Raw genomic sequence first — 16082 nt, 5'->3', positions numbered from 1 at the left:
CGGTGCAGGCCAAGGAAACCGAAGAAGCCCAAGGTGCCGCAAGCTGCGCCGGTCGCCAAGCAAGCGCCGGGCAAGAAGCCGCATACGCAAGGTGGTGAAGGCAAGCGCAAGTCTGCGGCGCTGTGAAGCCAGTCGTCGGCACGGGAACGGACTACACCATCGGTAGCCCGTTCAGCGTGCAGAAGCCGCGCAGCAAACCGGCCGGCAAGCCGCAGGCGGGGAAGCCGGCAGGCAAATCGGCTGGTGGTCGTGGCAAACCTGGTAAACCGTCCAGGTAGCCTGAATCCTTCCCGTTCAAAGTGCCTGATACGATGACCCGTCCGATGCAGTGAACGAATACGGGTGGTTCGGAACAGGACTGCCGGTTTTCTCGCTAACGACCTGAAACCGCCCGCGATAGGGGCTTCCCGGCGTTACCGATGATGTGCCATGACTGAAGTGAGAGATGGAATGACGACGACATTCGACGAGGCGACAACGGCGGCGATCGCCGGGTTTGCCCAACTGGATTTCTACACGGCTGTGCAAGCGATGCGCGCCGAGGCCGATTACGACCACGAACGCGACCAGTGGATCTCGCGCTATATCGACGAGCACGGCGGCGGCGCGGACGATGCAGCATACGACGCCCTGCACGCGCAGGCGCAGGCGACCCCGGAATACGCGCAGTTCGTCGGTGCGGTTCGGCGGGAAATTCTGGAGTACTTCGGCGTGACCGACGATCAACTGGACTGGATGGTCGTGCTGCGCGACGACGACAGCGATGAGCTTTGGGCGGAAGTCAACCGGCAGCGGAGCGTGCTGGGAACCGGTGAAGTGCGCGGAGATCTCTGACCATTGGTGCCCGTTGTGCTCCGACACTCGCCCTCGGAGGTACAACGGCTCGACCGGCAGCAATGGGTCGGCTACAGCCGAACGCGTCGGGCGGCATCCGGCCAAATCCTGTCATTCGCCTGTACTTTGGGGGGCATTTGAATGTCGGCTCCACCCAGGTATCGGACTCTCGCCTATCAATCAGTCTTCTCGCGCAAGTCGTAGCAAGATGTCGGCGAGTGCTCGAATTTTCGGTTGTGCCGCACGTTGGGGCGGATAGACGAGGAAGTAGGAAAGGCCGTCTTGAACCACATCCTCAAACGGTGTCACCAGAGTTCCGGCACGGAGTCGGTCTCTCGCCATTCGTGGGTCGCCGATTGCAATTCCGTGACCTTCCATCGATGCCGCGAGCGTCAATTCGAGGGTATCGAATACGAGTCCGCGTCCCGCATCGATCTGGAGTGCCCCAACGTGATCGAGCCAGCATCTCCACTCTGCATGGCCGGGCCCGGGATGGAGCAAATCGACATGCGCAAGGTCGGCCACGGATCGCAGCGATGTCGCCAATGCGGGCGCGCACATCGGCGTGAGCATCTCGGCAAACAGCTGTACCGCTTCCATACCGGTCCACTGTCCCGTGCCTCGCACAATGATGGCATCGACGTCGGACGTAGTGAAATCCGGCGTATCGTCCGCGGACGTCGAAATACGAAGCTCCGTCCCGCTCATGGCGCGATGAATGTCCGGCAGCCGCGGGAGTAACCAGCGAATGGCGAACGTGGACGGCAACTTCAACGTGAGAACCGAGGTCGCCCGTGCATGGAAGTCCGCGTGCTGAGCCAATTGCGTGAGCACGTTGACCGCGACCGTCAGCAGTGCATTTCCTTCTGCCGTCAACGTCAGGCCCGATACATGGCGCACAAAGAGCGCGCATCGATAATGCGTTTCCAACTGCTGTATCTGGCGGCTCACTGCACCTTGCGTCCGGCATAGATGATCCGCGGCCTTGCTGACGCTGCCGAGCTGCGCCGCAGCGACGAATGACTGAATCGCCGCCAACGGCGGGAGAGGCCGCGTCAGGTCAGCCAGCGGATATGCATGCGCCGCATACCCGGATTGCAAATTTTTCGATTGTTCGGTCATCGGTGCGTCGCTATCGTGCGTCTACCGGATGCCCCGTTCTTACGCATGAACGGGGTGGTCAACGAATGATCGGAGGATAATTTTGGGCTCAACGTCGGAATCACTATATACGGAACAGGTTCGCGCCTACCTTCGGGAACTGGAGCGAGGCGATGTCGGTGCCATCTGCGCGCTGTTTACGCCGGACGCGCAGATTTTCTCGCCGTTTCTCGGCTGGATGCACCCTGAGCCCTTCTTTTCGAAGGTCGCTGCCGCGTCGGGAGAAAGCAGGATTACACCGATCGATATCTGCGTCAGCACGAGTGGGGCTCGACGTGCGACAGGCTACTTCATCTACGACTGGGCCCTGAAAGACGGTTCGGTGGCGCACTTCGAGTGCGTCGACGTGTTCGAGTTCGATATCGAGGGGCTCATCGAACGGATGATCATCGTCTACGACACCCATCCGATTCGCAGTACGGTCGGCGACAAGTACGCGTAGCCGAATCGATGTCGCTCGATACCGAAGGCTGGCGTTTGCGGAGCGCTGCTCCGCATGACGTCAAACTTCGGCGCACGTTGTCGCTCAGGCTTTGTGCGCGCATCAAAATTCTGCTCGGCGAAGTCGGCGTGCGAAAGCGATGTGGCCGGTGGCGGAAGTTGCTTGTCGGCGGTCGTTGACGGCGTTGAAGCCTGGATGGCGGGCTAGGTTCGCCAAGCGACATTCACCCCAATCCGCAACAAAAAAAGCCCGCCGAAGCGGGCAACCTCACGATGCGGAGGGGGAGATACGAAAACGCGATCGGCGCGCGCTCAGCCTTTCGTCGCGCCGAACGTGAGCCCCGCGACGAAATGCTTCTGCATCGCGAAGAACATCGCGACCGACGGCAGCGCGGCGAGGATCGAGCCGGCCGACACCAGGTTCCACGACGTCGTCCACTGCCCCTTCAGCGCCGCGACGCCCGCGGTGATCGGCGCGGCTTCATCGCCTTGCGTGAGACACAGCGCCCAGAAGTAGTCGTTCCACACGAACGTGAACACGAGGATCGCGAGCGCAGCCAACGCCGGCCGGATCAGCGGCAGCACGATCCGCCAGAATACCGTCCATTCGCCCGCGCCCTCGATGCGCGCGGCCTCGATCAGCTCGAACGGCAACTGCTTGATGAAATTGCGCAGGAACAGCGTGCAGAAGCCGGTCTGGAACGCGACGTGGAACAGGATCAGCGCTTCGACGGTATTGAACACGCCGAGCCGGAGCGACAGGTCGCGCACCGGGATCATCAGCACCTGCACCGGCACGAAGTTGCCGGCGACGAACGTGCCGAACAGCGCGGCATTGCCGCGAAACCGGTAGGTCGCGAGCGCGAAGCCGGCCATCGACGCGAGCGCGATCGAGCCGAGCACGGACGGCACGGTGATCTGCACGCTGTTCCAGAAGTAATGCAGCATCGGCGACGTCGTCAGCGCGTCGCGATAGTTCTCGACCATCGCGAAGTGTCGCGGCCAGCCCCAGTAATGCCCTTCGACCAGTTCCTCGGTCGAGCGCACCGACGTGACGAACACCGCGATCATCGGCAGCAGCCAGATCAGCAGCGCGACGGGCAGCGACAGCTTGTACAGCCGGCGCGAGACGGGCTTCCATTGGGCAACGGGAGTCGGAAACATGATGGCCACCGGTCGGGTTATTGCTCGTTGCGCAGCATGCGGCGCAACTGGAACACGATGTAGACGAGCATGATCGCGAACAGCACGACCGCGATCGACGCGGAATAACCGAGCCGGTAGTACTTGATCGCCTGGTCGTACATGTAATACGCAAGCACGGTCGAGCTCTCGAACGGGCCGCCGCTCGTCATCACCGAGATCAGGTCGAAGCTGCGCAGCGCGCCGATCACCGTGACGACGATCGCCATGAAGGTGGTCGGCCGCAGTTGCGGCAGCACGACGTGCCACAGCAGCGCGAAGCCGCGCGCGCCTTCCATCCGCGCCGCCTCGATCTGTTCCGGGTTGACCGACGTGAGGCCGGTCAGGTACAGGATCATGCAGTAAGCCGTTTGCGGCCACAGCGCGGCGAATACGATGCCGAGCGTCGCGTAGCGCGCATCGCCGAGCACCGGGATGCCGTGCCCGGCGATCAACGCGAGCAGCCCGAACGTCGGATCGTAGAACCACGAGAAGATCAGGCCGACGACCACGCCGGACAGCACGAACGGCGCGAAGAACAGCGATTTCACGAGCCGGATGCCGCCGACTGCCTGGTTCAGATACAGCGCGAGTGCGAGGCCGAGCGGCGGCGCGAGCATGAACAGCACGAGCCAGATCACGTTGTTGCGCAGCGCGGTGTAGAACGTCGGCGCGTGCAGCAGTTCGACGTAGTTCGCGAGGCCGACGAAGCTGCGCTCGGTCATCCCGTCCCAGTTGTACAGGCTCAGCCACAGCGTCGACAGGATCGGCCAGATCACATAGACGGCAACCATCGCGCAGGCCGGCGCGAGAAAGAGCCACGCGGCGCGCCGTTGCCGCCGCACGGCGGGCGACGGGCGGCGCGCGGGCAGCGCGGCGGCGGATGCTCCGCGCGGCGGCGGCGCGGCGCCGGCGGGCGGGGTGGACGTGATCGGACTGGACACGGCAAGCCTCCTGTACTGACGCGGCGGCACAGGGCCGCCGGCTGGGTCACGCGGTCACTTCTTGTAGATCCGCTTGCGGGTCTGTTCGAGCTGCGCGAGCACCGTATCGAGCTGCGCGGGATCGGCCAGGAACTGCTGCATGCCCTTCATTCCTTCGTCGGCCATTTCCTTCGTCATGTCGCGGTCGTAGAACTGCGCGACGCCGCCCTTCGTGTCGGCAAGAATCCGGAAGCCGATGCGCGAGATCGGATCGGCCGGCTCGGGCGACTTGCTGTTGGCCGACAGCGAGCCGAGGCCCTCCGCGAGCTTCGCGCCCATCTCGGGTGTTTCGACGAAGGCGAGGAACGTGTGCGCGTCGGCCTTGTTCTTCGCCTTCGTCGGGATGTGCAGCGATTCGACCGGGCCGTCCTCGGCGGTCGGCACCTTCGGGTCGATGATCGGGAAGCGGTAGTAGCCCATTTCCTGTTTCACGTTCGGCGGGAAACCCGCCGCGATGAAGGTGCCCATCAGCATCATCGCGGCCTTGCCCTGGAACAGGAACGGCTGCGCGCCGTCGAGATCGTAGGACAGCGCGTTGTCGATGAAGTAGCCGGCATCGATCAGCGATTTCCACGTCGTGTAGACCTTCTTCACGCGCGGGTCGGTGTACGGCACTTCGCCGGCCATCAGCTGCTGGTGGAACGCGTTGCCGTTCAGGCGCAGGTCGAGATAGTCGAACCAGCCGGCGAGCGTCCACGCGTCGCGGCCGCCGATCGCGACCGGCGTGATGCCGGCCGCCTTCAGCTTCTTGCACGCATCGAGAAACTGGTCCCACGTTTTCGGCTCGTCGGCGATGCCGACCTTGCGGAACAGGTCCTTGCGGTAGAACAGCCCCCACGAGTAATAGACGGTCGGCGCCGCGTACTGCTTGCCGTTATACGACGATGCGTCGCGCGTCGACGCATACATCGCGCCCCAGCCGTTCTTCGTCCAGTCGCCGCTCAGGTCCTCGAACAGCCCGCGCTTCGCGTAGTACGCCATCCGCTCGCCCGCGTGCCAGTTCACGACGTCGGGCGCGACGGTCGTGAGCCACGCGGGGAGCTGCACCTTGTACGCTTCCTCGTCGACGAAGGTCGCCTTCACGTCGATGTCGGGATGCGCCTTGTGGAACGCGTCGAGCGTCGATTGCCAGACCGCGCGCTGGCTGGCGCCCTTGAACGCGATGTTGATGGTCAGCGTGCCGGCGCTTGCCGGCGCGGCGGCGCCGAACGAAGCGAACGCGATGGCGGCGGCCGCGGCGAGCCGGGCGGCGGCACGAAGGGGGCGATGTGTCATGGTTGTCTCCATTCCTGTGTGTCGTTGTGCGTGACCGGTGCGTCGCGGCGCCGGTGGCGGGGTGCTACGAACGGCTTCGATACACGGCGACGCCTTGCGGCTCGACCTGCGCGGCGCCGAGCACGAACGCCGACGGCGGCACCGCGTCGATCGTGTGCGGCGTGTCGCCATAGTTGAATACGTAGGTCAGGCCGCCGCGCCGGCTCACGCGCACGCCGTCGCCGAGCGGCGTCGGCGCGAGGCCCGCTTCGGCCGCGACATCGGCGAACAGTCGCGCGGTGGTCGCGTCGTCGAACAGCGCGGCCCAATAGTGAACCGTGCCATGCGACACGCAGGCCGGATGACCGTCGGCGAAGCGCGCACGCACGACGCTGCGCGTGTCGTCGTGCAGCTCGACGAAGTCGCGCCAGTGGCGCGCATCGCCCGCGAGCGGCGAGCCGTCGCGCAGCGTGCCGTCGATCCGTTCGGTCACGTTCGGCCGCAGCGATTCGACCCGCCACACGCGGATCGGCAGGATCGACGCGAGCGGGCCGGGCGGCAGCGCCGGCGGAATCTGCAGGTCGACGGTCTTCGAGCCGGTACGCGGTCCGAACACGGCATGCGCGCCCGATGCGACGAGCCGTGCCGCGAAATCGTCCGGCACGATCGGCAGCGGCGGCACGACCACGAGCCGATAGCCGTCGAGCGGCGCATGCACGGAGACCACGTCGACGTCGAAGCCGAGCGAGCGCAGCGCCGAGTAGTACTCGAACGCGAAGCGCGGGTAGTGGAAATCGGCGCCCTGCGGCTGCACTTCGAACAGCCACTTCGCCTCGTAGTCGTAGATCAGCGCGACGGGCGCGCGCACCGGATCGTCCGCATCGGCGCCGGCGTCGTGCACGGCCGCGATCTCGCGCGCGACGCGTTGCGCCTCGCGGCCGCCTTCGTCGAGCTGGTCGTCCGGCGTGTGCAGGCCCGCATGCATCTGCTCCTGCGCGAACGGCGCCTGCCGCCAGCGGAAGTACGACACGCAGCCGGCGCCATGCGCGAACGCTTCCCAGCTCCACAGGCGCACCATGCCCGGCAGCGGCGCGGGGTTCCAATGCGCCCAGTTCACGGGCCCCGGCTGCTGCTCCATCACCCAGAACGGCAGCTTCGACATGCCGCGATACACGTCGTGATTGAACGACGCGAAATCGGGATGGCCGGTGCGCAGCCAGCGCGCCTTCACGTCCGAGCCGAACCATTGCTCCTCGAGCGCGCCGAGCGGATAGCTGTCCCACGTCGCGACGTCGAGGTCGCGCGCCACTTCGTAGTGATCGAACTCGGTGAACAGCTGCATGAAGTTGTGCGCGACCGGCCGGCCCGGCGAATGCGCGCGGATCACGTCGACCTGCATCCGGTGATAGCGCGCGACCTCGTCCGACGCGAAGCGCCGGTAGTCGAGCCGGTGCGACGGATGGGCCTCGGTCACGGTGCCGACGGGCGCGTCGACTTCGTCGAAGTGGCGATACTCCATGCTCCAGAACACGGTGCCCCACGCGCGGTTCAGCGTGTCGATCGTGCCGTAGCGCGCCTTCAGCCATTCGCGAAAGCGCGCGAGCGCGGCCGGCGAGTAGCTGACGACCGTCTGGTGGCAACCCAGCTCGTTGTCGGTCTGCCAGTAGCGCACGGCCGGATGGCGGCCGTAGCGTTCGGCGACCGCCGTGCAGATCCGGCGCGACGCTTCGAGATAGGTCGGCGACGAGAAGTCGTAGTGGCGGCGCGAACCGAACGCACGCGGCCGACCGTCTGCGCCGATCGCGAGGATGTCGGGATGGCGGTCGACCAGCCATTTCGGCGGCGTCGCGGTCGGCGTGCACATCACGATCTCGAGGCCGGCCTCGCCGAGCACGTCGACCGCGCGGTCGAGCCAGCCCCAGTCGTATTCGCCCGGCGACGGCTCGATGCGGCTCCATGCGAATTCGGCGATCCGCACCTGCTCGATGCCGAGCGCTTTCATCCTGCGGGCGTCGTTCGCCCACATCGATTCCGGCCAGTGTTCCGGGTAATAGCAGACTCCGAGGCGCATACGCGATCCTTAAGCGTAGTGATGGACGTGGAGGTCGGCGCACGCGGGCACCGCGCGGCCGTCTTCGGTGAAGAGATGGCAGGCCGCGGCCGGCGCATGCACGTGCACGCGTTCGCCGCCGTGCACCTGTGCGTCGCCGGGCAACTTCGCGATCAGCGGCGCGCCGCCGGGCTGGTCGAGGTGCACGTAGGTCTGTTCGCCCAGGCGTTCGACGAGCGCGACGTCGCGCACCAGCGTCGTCGCGTCGTGCGCGGCGCCGAGCGTCAGGTGCTCGGGGCGAATGCCGAGCGTCACGGTTGCGCCGGCGTGGAGCGCGGAGCCGTCGCGCGGCAGCGTGAAGGTTTCGCCGGAAAGCGCGACGGTGACGGTCGTGCGGCGGGCATCCGATGCGGTGACGACGGCCGGCAGGAAGTTCATACGCGGCGAGCCGATGAAGCCGGCGACGAAGCGGCTGGCCGGATGGTGATAGAGGTCGAGCGGCGCGCCGACCTGCGCGATGCTGCCGTGCTGCGCGGTATCCGCGCCGGCGTGCAGCAGCACGATCTTGTCGGCGAGCGTCATTGCTTCGGTCTGGTCGTGCGTCACGTAGACGACGCTCGCGCGTTCGAACTGCCGGTGCAGCCGCGCGATCTCGATGCGGGTCTGGCCGCGCAGCGCCGCGTCGAGATTCGACAGCGGTTCGTCGAACAGGAACACGCCGGGCTCGCGCACGATCGCGCGGCCGATCGCGACGCGCTGCCGCTGGCCGCCCGACAGCGCCTTCGGCTTGCGCTCGAGCAGCGTGTCGAGCTGCAGGATGCGCGCCGCATCGCGCACCTTCCGGTCGATCTCGGCTTTCGGCACGCGCGCGAGCTTCAGCCCGAACGCCATGTTCTCGTAGACCGTCATGTGCGGAAACAGCGCGTAGCTCTGGAACACCATCGCGACGCCGCGCTCGGCGGCCGGCACGTCGTCGACGCGGCGGCCGTCGATCGACAGCTCGCCCGCGCTCAGGTCCTCTAGCCCGGCAATCATGCGCAGCAGCGTCGACTTGCCGCATCCGGACGGCCCGAGGAACACGCAGAACTCGTGCGCGCCGATCTCCAGATCGACGTCGCGAATGACCGGCGCGTGATCGCCATAGGCTTTCTGCACGCGTCGCATCGAGATGCTCGCCATTGTCTCCGCTCCATGTTTTAATGCGCCGTCATGCTTGCTTAAGCGCTTAATCATCGCGATCAAAAAAAGAAGCGATGCGATCGCGGCCGAGTCGCGCCCGATGGTCGGGCGGCAAGGTGTGCGGCGATAGTGCGCCGCTTCGGTGAGCGAAGCAAATACTGGATCGACGTCTCATATAGTGAGCAAACCATGGCGACACTGGATGAAGTTGCGCGCCGCGCCGGCGTGACGGCCGCGACGGTATCGAACGTGCTGCGCGACCGCGGCCGGGTGGGCGAGGCCACGCGCGCGCGGGTGCTGGAAGCCGTGCGGGCGCTCGGGTATCGGCCGCATCTCGCCGCGCGGGCGCTGGCGGAAGGGCGCGCGCCGACGGTCGCGCTGATGGTGTCGAGCATCGCGAACCCGTTTTATCCGGAGTTCGCGCTGGCGGTCGAGCGCGCGGTGCGCCGCAACGGGCAGTTCCTGATCGTCTGCAATACGAACGAAGATCCGTTGCAGGGGCGCGCGTACCTCGACCAGATCGCCGGCACGATCTCCGAAGGCATTCTCGTGACCAACGCGAACCTGCACCTGCCGGATCTGCTCGACGTGGCGAGGCGTGGCGTGCCGGTCGTGCTGTGCCTGTGGGAGCGGCCCGACGCGCCGCCCGACGGATTGCCGTGCGTGGCCATCGATTTGCGCGAAGCGGGGCGGATCGCGACGCGGCATCTGCTCGAACTCGGGCACGAGCGCATCGGCGTGATCGTCGGCGGAGCGGCGAGCGGCGTGCAGGCGGCGCGCTACGACGGTTTCGTCGACGTGATGCGCGAAGCGGGGCTCGACGCGTCGATCGTCGCGGCCGAGCACGATTCGATCGAAGGCGGCGTGCGCGCGGCGGGCCGGCTGCTCGACGCTCACCCGCGGCTGACCGCGCTGGTCGCCACCAACGACCTGCCGGCGATCGGCGCGATGCACGCGGCAGCCGATCGCGGCAGGCGCGTGCCCGACGACCTGTCGATCGTCGGCATTACCGACATCCATCTGGCAAGCGACACGCGGCCCACGCTGACGACCGTCGCGATCCCGACGGCCGAGGCTGCCGGCCTCGCGGTCGAATTGCTCAACGCGCTGCGCGAGGCGGGCGGCCGCAGCGACGATGCGTCGCGCGTGCGGACTGCGTCGCTGCCGCGGCTGGTGGTGCGCGGTACGACAGGCCGCGTGCCGCGTGGGAGCGCGACGCGGTAAATAGCGCGCGTGGTTGCGCCGAGTGCTTCGAGTTTGCCGACGCAATCGGCGCGGCCCGGCGCGCAGCCGCGTGCGGTGTGAAAAACGGCAAACGCAGTGCCGGCCTCAACCGCCTTCGACGAGTCGCATCACGATGCTTCTGGCCGATTCGAGATGCGCGACCGTCATCGAACGGGCGGCGCGCGCATTGCGCTCGCGGCACGCCTGCAGGATCTCCTCGTGCTCGACCTGGAACGACGGCGTATCCGCGAGCAGCGTGGCCTGCAGGCGCTCGTAGCGTTCAACCTGGCTGCGCAGTTCGCCGATCGTCTTCAACTGCCGCGCGTTGCCGCAGCACGAATACAGCAACGCGTGGAATTCGCGGTTCAGTTCTCCCTGCCGGCGCGGCACGGCCGCGTCGCCGAGCAGGCGATGGACGAGTCCGGCGCGCGCGAGCGTCTCGTCGTCGAGCCGCTTCACGCTCCGGTAGATCGCATCGCCTTCGAGCAGCGCGCGCAGATCGTAGATTTCCTGCACGTCCGACGCGCTCAGCATGCGCACGACGGCGCCGCGATTCCTGAAGATGTCCAGCAATCCTTCGCGTTCCAGGCGCTGGATCGCTTCGCGCATCGGAATCCGGCTGATGCCGAAGCGGTCGGCCAGGTCGCGCTCGACGAGCCGCTCGCCGGCTTCCAGTTCGCCGTTGACGATCATCTCCCGCAGCGATGCGGCCACCGCGTCCGCCGTGGAGTCGAGTTTGGCTTCCATGCCTGGGTGTTCCTCACTTCAATTTGGAATAATGGTATACCAAACGGAAATCCGGTGCCACAATGGCGAGCACTGGCGGGCTCCTTGAAATGAAATCCGGTCCGGTCGAGGCAACCGATATCAATGGAAATGGAGAGCGAGATGGCATCTGGCGAACACAAGTATCGCGTCGCGGTGCAGTGGACGGGCAACCGCGGCACCGGCACGTCGGGGTATCGCGAGTATGGCCGCGATCATGTGATCCGTGCCGGTTCGAAGCCGGACATTCCCGGTTCGTCGGATGCGGCCTTCCGCGGCGACGCATCGCGCTGGAACCCGGAAGACCTGCTGCTGGCCTCGGCATCGGCGTGCCACAAGCTCTGGTATCTGCATCTGTGTTCCGAAGCGGGCATCCGCGTGCTCGCCTATGTCGACAACGCGGAAGGAACGATGCTCGACAGTCCCGACGAAGGACGCTTTACCGAAATCGTGCTGCGCCCGCACGTGACCATCCAGGCCGGCGACGATCGCGAGCGGGCGGAACGCCTGCATCATGATGCGCACGCGAAGTGCTATGTCGCGAACTCGGTCAACTTCCCGATCCGCTGCGAACCGGTGATCGAGTTTGCTGCGTCGTGACGCGTCGGCAAGGGAAACGGCGATGAAGCTTTTCTACTACGCCGGCAATGCAGGCATGGCGCCCCGCTTCGTGCACGAAGAAGAAATCGACACGAGCGGGCAGCGCCCTCCGCCGCGTCGTCACAGCGCGACGCCGTAAACCTCCCGCGCAGCCGCGCGGATCGCATCGGCCATCACCGTGACGGCCGGCGAATGCAGCCGGTCGGTGCGCGTGATGATCCCGAAATCGTCCATCCGGCAATCCATCTCCAGCGGCAGCACCGTGACGATCCCGTGTCGCGCGTAGTAGCGCGCGACGTCCTCGGCCAGCACCGCGATCATGTCGCTCTGTTCGAGCAGCTGCGTGATGAACAGCAGCGCGGACGTCTCGACGAGATTCGCCGGCGGCGCGAGGCTCGCACGCTGGAACACGAGCTCGAAGCGATGGCGCAGCACGCTGCCGGCCGGCGGCACGACCCACGCGGCGCGCTGCACGTCCGCGAGCGACACCGGCGCGAGCGCGAGCAGCGGATGGCCGGGCCGCACGACCGCGGCCACCGTCTCGCCCGTCAGCGGCTCGTAGCGCAGCCGCAGCTTGTCGTGTTCGGCCGAGAGCCGGCCGAGCACGATGTCGATCTTGTCCTGCGCGAGATGTTCGAGCAGCACGTTGCTGGTGTCGATTTCGACCGATACGTGCAGGCCCGCATGCGTGCCCTTCACGGCGGCGACGGCCGGCGGCACGAGCCGCAGGCCGGGCGACGTGATCGCGCCCACCGCCACATGCCCGAGATGGCCGGCCTTCAGCGCGGCCAGTTCCTCGCGCGCCTGGTCGAGGCTGCCGAGCGCCGCGCGCGCGTGGCGGATCAGCGCGTCGCCGTACAGCGTCGGCCGCATCCCGCGCGGCAGGCGCTCGAACAGCACCGCGCCGATCGATTCCTCGAGTTCGCGCAGCAGCTTCGACGCGGCCGGCTGCGTCATGTTCAGCGCGGCCGCCGCGCGATGAATGCTGCCTTCGTCGGCGAGCGCGACGACCAGCAGGAGCTGGCGGGTCTTCAGGCGGTTGCGGTTGCCCCACGGGCTGGCGTCAGTCATCGTACGGGTTTATATCGATATCGGAATCGATATCGTAATCGCTCAAAACGTCATTAGCGAGTTATCAAAATTCTGCCTAGACTGCGCCGGTATCCCGTCACCACAGGACTGACGATGTCGGCAACAAAACCCAGGCTGCGCTCCACCCAATGGTTCGGCACGAACGACAAGAACGGCTTCATGTACCGAAGCTGGATGAAGAACCAGGGCATCCCCGATCACGAGTTCGACGGCCGGCCGGTCATCGGCATCTGCAACACGTGGTCCGAACTGACGCCGTGCAACGCGCACTTCCGCAAGCTCGCCGAGCACGTGAAGCGCGGGATCTCCGAAGCGGGCGGTTTCCCGGTCGAGTTCCCGGTGTTCTCGAACGGCGAATCGAACCTGCGGCCGTCGGCGATGCTCACGCGCAACCTCGCGTCGATGGACGTCGAGGAGGCGATTCGCGGCAACCCGATCGACGCGGTCGTGCTGCTCGCCGGCTGCGACAAGACGACGCCCGCGCTGCTGATGGGCGCGGCGAGCTGCGACGTGCCGGCGATCGTCGTGTCGGGCGGGCCGATGCTGAACGGCAAGCTCGAAGGCAAGAACATCGGTTCGGGCACGGCCGTATGGCAGCTGCACGAGGCGCTGAAGGCCGGCGAGATCGACGTGCATCACTTCCTGTCGGCCGAAGCCGGCATGTCGCGCTCGGCCGGCACCTGCAACACGATGGGCACCGCGTCGACGATGGCGTGCATGGCCGAGGCGCTCGGCGTCACGCTGCCGCACAACGCGGCGATTCCGGCCGTCGATTCGCGCCGCTACGTGCTCGCGCACATGTCGGGCATCCGCATCGTCGAGATGGCGCTCGAAGGGCTCGTGCTGTCGAAGGTGCTGACGCGCGCCGCGTTCGAGAACGCGATCCGCGCGAACGCGGCGATCGGCGGCTCGACCAATGCGGTGATTCACCTGAAGGCGATCGCGGGCCGCATCGGCGTGCCGCTCGAACTCGAGGACTGGATGCGCATCGGCCGCGACACGCCGACGATCGTCGACCTGATGCCGTCGGGGCGCTTCCTGATGGAGGAGTTCTATTACGCGGGCGGGCTGCCGGCCGTGCTGCGCCGGCTCGGCGAAGGCGGGCTGCTGCCGAACCCCGACGCATTGACGGTGAACGGCAAGTCGCTGTGGGACAACGTGCGCGAAGCGCCGAACTACGACGATGAAGTGATCCGTCCGCTCGACCGGCCGCTGATCGCGGACGGCAGCATCCGCATCCTGCGCGGCAATCTCGCGCCGCGCGGCGCGGTGCTGAAGCCGTCGGCGGCGAGCCCCGAGCTGCTCAAGCATCGCGGCCGCGCGGTCGTGTTCGAGAACCTCGAACACTACAAGGCCACGATCAACGACGAAGCGCTCGACGTCGACGCGAGCTCCGTGCTCGTGCTGAAGAACTGCGGGCCGCGCGGTTATCCGGGGATGGCCGAGGTCGGCAACATGGGGCTGCCGCCGAAGCTGCTGCGCCAGGGCGTGAAGGACATGGTGCGGATTTCCGACGCGCGGATGAGCGGCACCGCGTACGGCACGGTCGTGCTGCACGTCGCGCCGGAGGCAGCTGCAGGCGGGCCGCTCGCGGCGGTGCGCAACGGCGACTGGATCGAACTCGACTGCGAGGCCGGCACGCTGCATCTCGACATCACGGATGACGAACTGCAGCGCCGCCTGTCGGATGTCGATCCGACCGCGGCGCCGGGCGTGGCCGGCCAGCACGGCAAGGGCGGCTACGCGCGGCTGTATATCGATCACGTGCTGCAGGCCGACGAGGGGTGCGACCTCGACTTCCTGGTCGGCACGCGCGGCGCGGACGTGCCGAGCCATTCGCATTGAGCGGCATGCGCGAAACGCGGCACAGGTGAAGCAGGACAGACCGGCGACGACGCTGGCGCAGCCCCCCATGGAGACACGATGACGACGACGCAGCACCCGTCCGCGACACCGGCCGCGGCTCAATCCGGCCCGTCGGCCGCCGTCGACGAACGGCAGTTGATGCGCACGCTCACGCGCAGGCTGGTGCCGTTTCTCGCGTTGATCTACGTGGTGGCCTATGTCGACCGCACGGTCGTCGGCTTCGCGAAGCTGCACATGAACGCGGCCGTCGGCCTGAGCGACGCGGCGTACGGGCTCGGCGCGGGCCTGTTCTTCATCGGCTATTTCCTGTGCGAGGTGCCGAGCAATCTCGCGCTCGGCCGCTTCGGCGCACGCGTGTGGTTCGCGCGCATTCTCGCGACGTGGGGCGTGATCACGATGGCGATGGCGCTCGTGCAGGGGCCGGCCAGTTTCTATGCGTTGCGCTTCCTGCTCGGCGCGGCCGAAGCCGGCCTGTATCCGGGCATCCTGTATTTCCTCACGCAGTGGTTTCCGATGCGCGGCCGCGCACGCGTGATCGGGCTGCTCGTGCTCGCGCAGCCGATCGCCGGCATCGTGACGGGGCCGCTCGCGGGTTGGCTGCTGTCGACGCACGGGCTGTTCGGGCTGTCGAACTGGCAGACGCTGTTCGTCGTCAGCGGCCTGCCGGCCGTGCTGCTCGTGTGGCCGACGTTGCGGCTGCTGCCCGAATCGCCGGACCGCGCGCGCTGGCTGAACGACGACGAGCGGCACTGGATCGCGCGCCAGCTCGCCGCCGATCGCGACACGTACCGCCCCGACGCGCACCGCAATCCGCTCGCCACGCTGGCCGACCGGCGCGTGCTGCTGCTCGCGGCGCTGTTCCTGCCGTTCCCGCTGTGCATCTACGGGTTGTCGCTGTGGCTGCCGACGATCATTCACGCGTTCGGCGTGGGCGACACGGCCACCGGCCTGCTATCCGCCGTGCCGTACCTGTTCGCGGTGGTCGGGCTGCTGGTCGTGCCGCGTCATTCGGATCGCACGCGCGAACGCTATTGGCACATCGTCGTCGTGTCGGCCGCCGCGGCGCTGACGATGGCCGCCAGCGCATGGGCGCGGCAGCCTGCACTGCAGTTCCTGTTCATCTGCCTCACGGCTTTCTCGCTTTACTCGATCCAGGCCGTCGTATGGGCGCTGCCCGGCGAATTCCTGACCGGGACGAGCGCGGCGGTCGGCATCGCCGCGATCAATTCGCTCGCGAATCTCGGCGGTTATGTCGGGCCGTACGGCATCGGCCTGATCAAGCAGTCGACCGGCAGCCTCGCGGCCGGCCTGTATTTCCTCGCGGCGACGCTGCTGTTCGCGGTGCTGATCACGTTCGTGGTCCGCGCGACGCTGCGCGCGCCGCAGCCGGCCGCGGGCGCGCTCGCCCGCGAATCCTGAACGCATTGTTTTCCGGCTGAATGCCGCTTCGA

At 66.9% G+C, this 16082-nt stretch carries 14 protein-coding genes and 1 pseudogene; 7 read left to right on the top strand and 8 right to left on the bottom strand.

All coding sequences use genetic code 11. The annotated features are described in order from the left end of the window. Positions 1 to 6: 6 nt before the first annotated feature. Positions 7 to 278, top strand: a pseudogene (locus tag GD429_RS41980) (ATP-dependent helicase); the annotation flags it as partial. 172 nt (positions 279 to 450) lie between these two features. Further along, entirely contained in the window at positions 451 to 834 is a 384-nt protein-coding gene (locus GD429_RS04175; protein ID WP_152855810.1) for an ATP-dependent protease, read from the top strand. Positions 835 to 1014: 180 nt separating this feature from the next. On the opposite strand, the gene GD429_RS04170 is transcribed toward GD429_RS04175, so the two are convergent. Then, positions 1015 to 1956, bottom strand: coding sequence for a LysR substrate-binding domain-containing protein (locus GD429_RS04170; RefSeq protein WP_152855809.1), 942 nt, complete (start codon positions 1954 to 1956; stop codon positions 1015 to 1017). Positions 1957 to 2038: 82 nt separating this feature from the next. Between GD429_RS04170 and GD429_RS04165 the strand changes: the two genes are divergently transcribed. Next, positions 2039 to 2437 carry a nuclear transport factor 2 family protein gene (locus tag GD429_RS04165; RefSeq protein ID WP_152855808.1) on the top strand — a complete coding sequence of 133 codons (399 nt, stop codon included), beginning with the start codon at positions 2039 to 2041 and terminating at the stop codon, positions 2435 to 2437. A 311-nt stretch (positions 2438 to 2748) separates the two neighbouring features. On the opposite strand, the gene GD429_RS04160 is transcribed toward GD429_RS04165, so the two are convergent. From GD429_RS04160 to GD429_RS04140, 5 genes are all read right to left on the bottom strand, one after another. Further along, positions 2749 to 3600: a carbohydrate ABC transporter permease gene (locus GD429_RS04160; RefSeq protein ID WP_034181814.1), complete on the bottom strand. Its 852-nt coding sequence runs from the start codon at positions 3598 to 3600 to the stop codon at positions 2749 to 2751. A 17-nt stretch (positions 3601 to 3617) separates the two neighbouring features. Next, positions 3618 to 4562, bottom strand: a complete 945-nt coding sequence (locus GD429_RS04155; protein ID WP_321574397.1) for a sugar ABC transporter permease — start codon at positions 4560 to 4562, stop codon at positions 3618 to 3620. A 54-nt stretch (positions 4563 to 4616) separates the two neighbouring features. Further along, positions 4617 to 5876 carry an ABC transporter substrate-binding protein gene (locus tag GD429_RS04150; protein ID WP_152855807.1) on the bottom strand — a complete coding sequence of 420 codons (1260 nt, stop codon included), beginning with the start codon at positions 5874 to 5876 and terminating at the stop codon, positions 4617 to 4619. A 64-nt stretch (positions 5877 to 5940) separates the two neighbouring features. After that, complete coding sequence (locus GD429_RS04145; protein WP_152855806.1) at positions 5941 to 7926, bottom strand: beta-galactosidase; 1986 nt, start codon at positions 7924 to 7926, stop codon at positions 5941 to 5943. Between the two features lie 9 nt (positions 7927 to 7935). Next, the gene (locus GD429_RS04140) at positions 7936 to 9084 is read right to left on the bottom strand and encodes an ABC transporter ATP-binding protein (protein ID WP_152855805.1); all 1149 of its coding nucleotides are present in this window, start codon (positions 9082 to 9084) and stop codon (positions 7936 to 7938) included. 189 nt (positions 9085 to 9273) lie between these two features. Between GD429_RS04140 and GD429_RS04135 the strand changes: the two genes are divergently transcribed. After that, positions 9274 to 10308 (top strand): LacI family DNA-binding transcriptional regulator, encoded by a 1035-nt coding sequence (locus GD429_RS04135; RefSeq protein ID WP_152855804.1) that lies wholly within the window; start codon positions 9274 to 9276, stop codon positions 10306 to 10308. Between the two features lie 105 nt (positions 10309 to 10413). On the opposite strand, the gene GD429_RS04130 is transcribed toward GD429_RS04135, so the two are convergent. Further along, positions 10414 to 11055, bottom strand: coding sequence for a GntR family transcriptional regulator (locus GD429_RS04130; RefSeq protein ID WP_152855803.1), 642 nt, complete (start codon positions 11053 to 11055; stop codon positions 10414 to 10416). A 141-nt stretch (positions 11056 to 11196) separates the two neighbouring features. Between GD429_RS04130 and GD429_RS04125 the strand changes: the two genes are divergently transcribed. Beyond that, a complete protein-coding gene (locus GD429_RS04125) occupies positions 11197 to 11673 on the top strand; it encodes an OsmC family protein (protein ID WP_152855802.1) in 477 nt (158 codons plus the stop codon). Between the two features lie 120 nt (positions 11674 to 11793). Here the strand turns inward: GD429_RS04125 and GD429_RS04120 are convergent, their stop codons facing one another. Next, entirely contained in the window at positions 11794 to 12744 is a 951-nt protein-coding gene (locus GD429_RS04120; RefSeq protein WP_152855801.1) for a LysR family transcriptional regulator, read from the bottom strand. 114 nt (positions 12745 to 12858) lie between these two features. Here GD429_RS04120 and GD429_RS04115 point away from each other — a divergent pair, with 114 nt between their 5' ends. After that, positions 12859 to 14610 carry an IlvD/Edd family dehydratase gene (locus GD429_RS04115; RefSeq protein ID WP_152855800.1) on the top strand — a complete coding sequence of 584 codons (1752 nt, stop codon included), beginning with the start codon at positions 12859 to 12861 and terminating at the stop codon, positions 14608 to 14610. Positions 14611 to 14688: 78 nt separating this feature from the next. Beyond that, positions 14689 to 16050: an MFS transporter gene (locus GD429_RS04110; RefSeq protein WP_152855799.1), complete on the top strand. Its 1362-nt coding sequence runs from the start codon at positions 14689 to 14691 to the stop codon at positions 16048 to 16050. The last annotated feature ends 32 nt before the right edge of the window (positions 16051 to 16082 follow it).

The sequence above is a fragment of the Burkholderia sp. BE17 genome, assembly GCF_009362305.1.
GTDB classification, from domain to species: Bacteria; Pseudomonadota; Gammaproteobacteria; order Burkholderiales; family Burkholderiaceae; genus Burkholderia; species Burkholderia pyrrocinia_C.
The sequence above is the reverse complement of the archived record's forward strand: the minus strand, read 5'-3'. Positions and strand labels throughout refer to the sequence as shown.

What these genes read in the sequence shown, in the direction of transcription:
- GD429_RS04175 (WP_152855810.1), top strand. Translation starts at nt 451, where the DNA reads ATGACGACGACATTCGACGAGGCGACAACGGCGGCGATCGCCGGGTTT.
- GD429_RS04170 (WP_152855809.1), bottom strand. Translation starts at nt 1,956, where the DNA reads ATGACCGAACAATCGAAAAATTTGCAATCCGGGTATGCGGCGCATGCA.
- GD429_RS04160 (WP_034181814.1), bottom strand. Translation starts at nt 3,600, where the DNA reads ATGTTTCCGACTCCCGTTGCCCAATGGAAGCCCGTCTCGCGCCGGCTG.
- GD429_RS04150 (WP_152855807.1), bottom strand. Translation starts at nt 5,876, where the DNA reads ATGACACATCGCCCCCTTCGTGCCGCCGCCCGGCTCGCCGCGGCCGCC.
- GD429_RS04145 (WP_152855806.1), bottom strand. Translation starts at nt 7,926, where the DNA reads ATGCGCCTCGGAGTCTGCTATTACCCGGAACACTGGCCGGAATCGATG.
- GD429_RS04140 (WP_152855805.1), bottom strand. Translation starts at nt 9,084, where the DNA reads ATGGCGAGCATCTCGATGCGACGCGTGCAGAAAGCCTATGGCGATCAC.
- GD429_RS04135 (WP_152855804.1), top strand. Translation starts at nt 9,274, where the DNA reads ATGGCGACACTGGATGAAGTTGCGCGCCGCGCCGGCGTGACGGCCGCG.
- GD429_RS04130 (WP_152855803.1), bottom strand. Translation starts at nt 11,055, where the DNA reads ATGGAAGCCAAACTCGACTCCACGGCGGACGCGGTGGCCGCATCGCTG.
- GD429_RS04125 (WP_152855802.1), top strand. Translation starts at nt 11,197, where the DNA reads ATGGCATCTGGCGAACACAAGTATCGCGTCGCGGTGCAGTGGACGGGC.
- GD429_RS04120 (WP_152855801.1), bottom strand. Translation starts at nt 12,744, where the DNA reads ATGACTGACGCCAGCCCGTGGGGCAACCGCAACCGCCTGAAGACCCGC.
- GD429_RS04115 (WP_152855800.1), top strand. Translation starts at nt 12,859, where the DNA reads ATGTCGGCAACAAAACCCAGGCTGCGCTCCACCCAATGGTTCGGCACG.
- GD429_RS04110 (WP_152855799.1), top strand. Translation starts at nt 14,689, where the DNA reads ATGACGACGACGCAGCACCCGTCCGCGACACCGGCCGCGGCTCAATCC.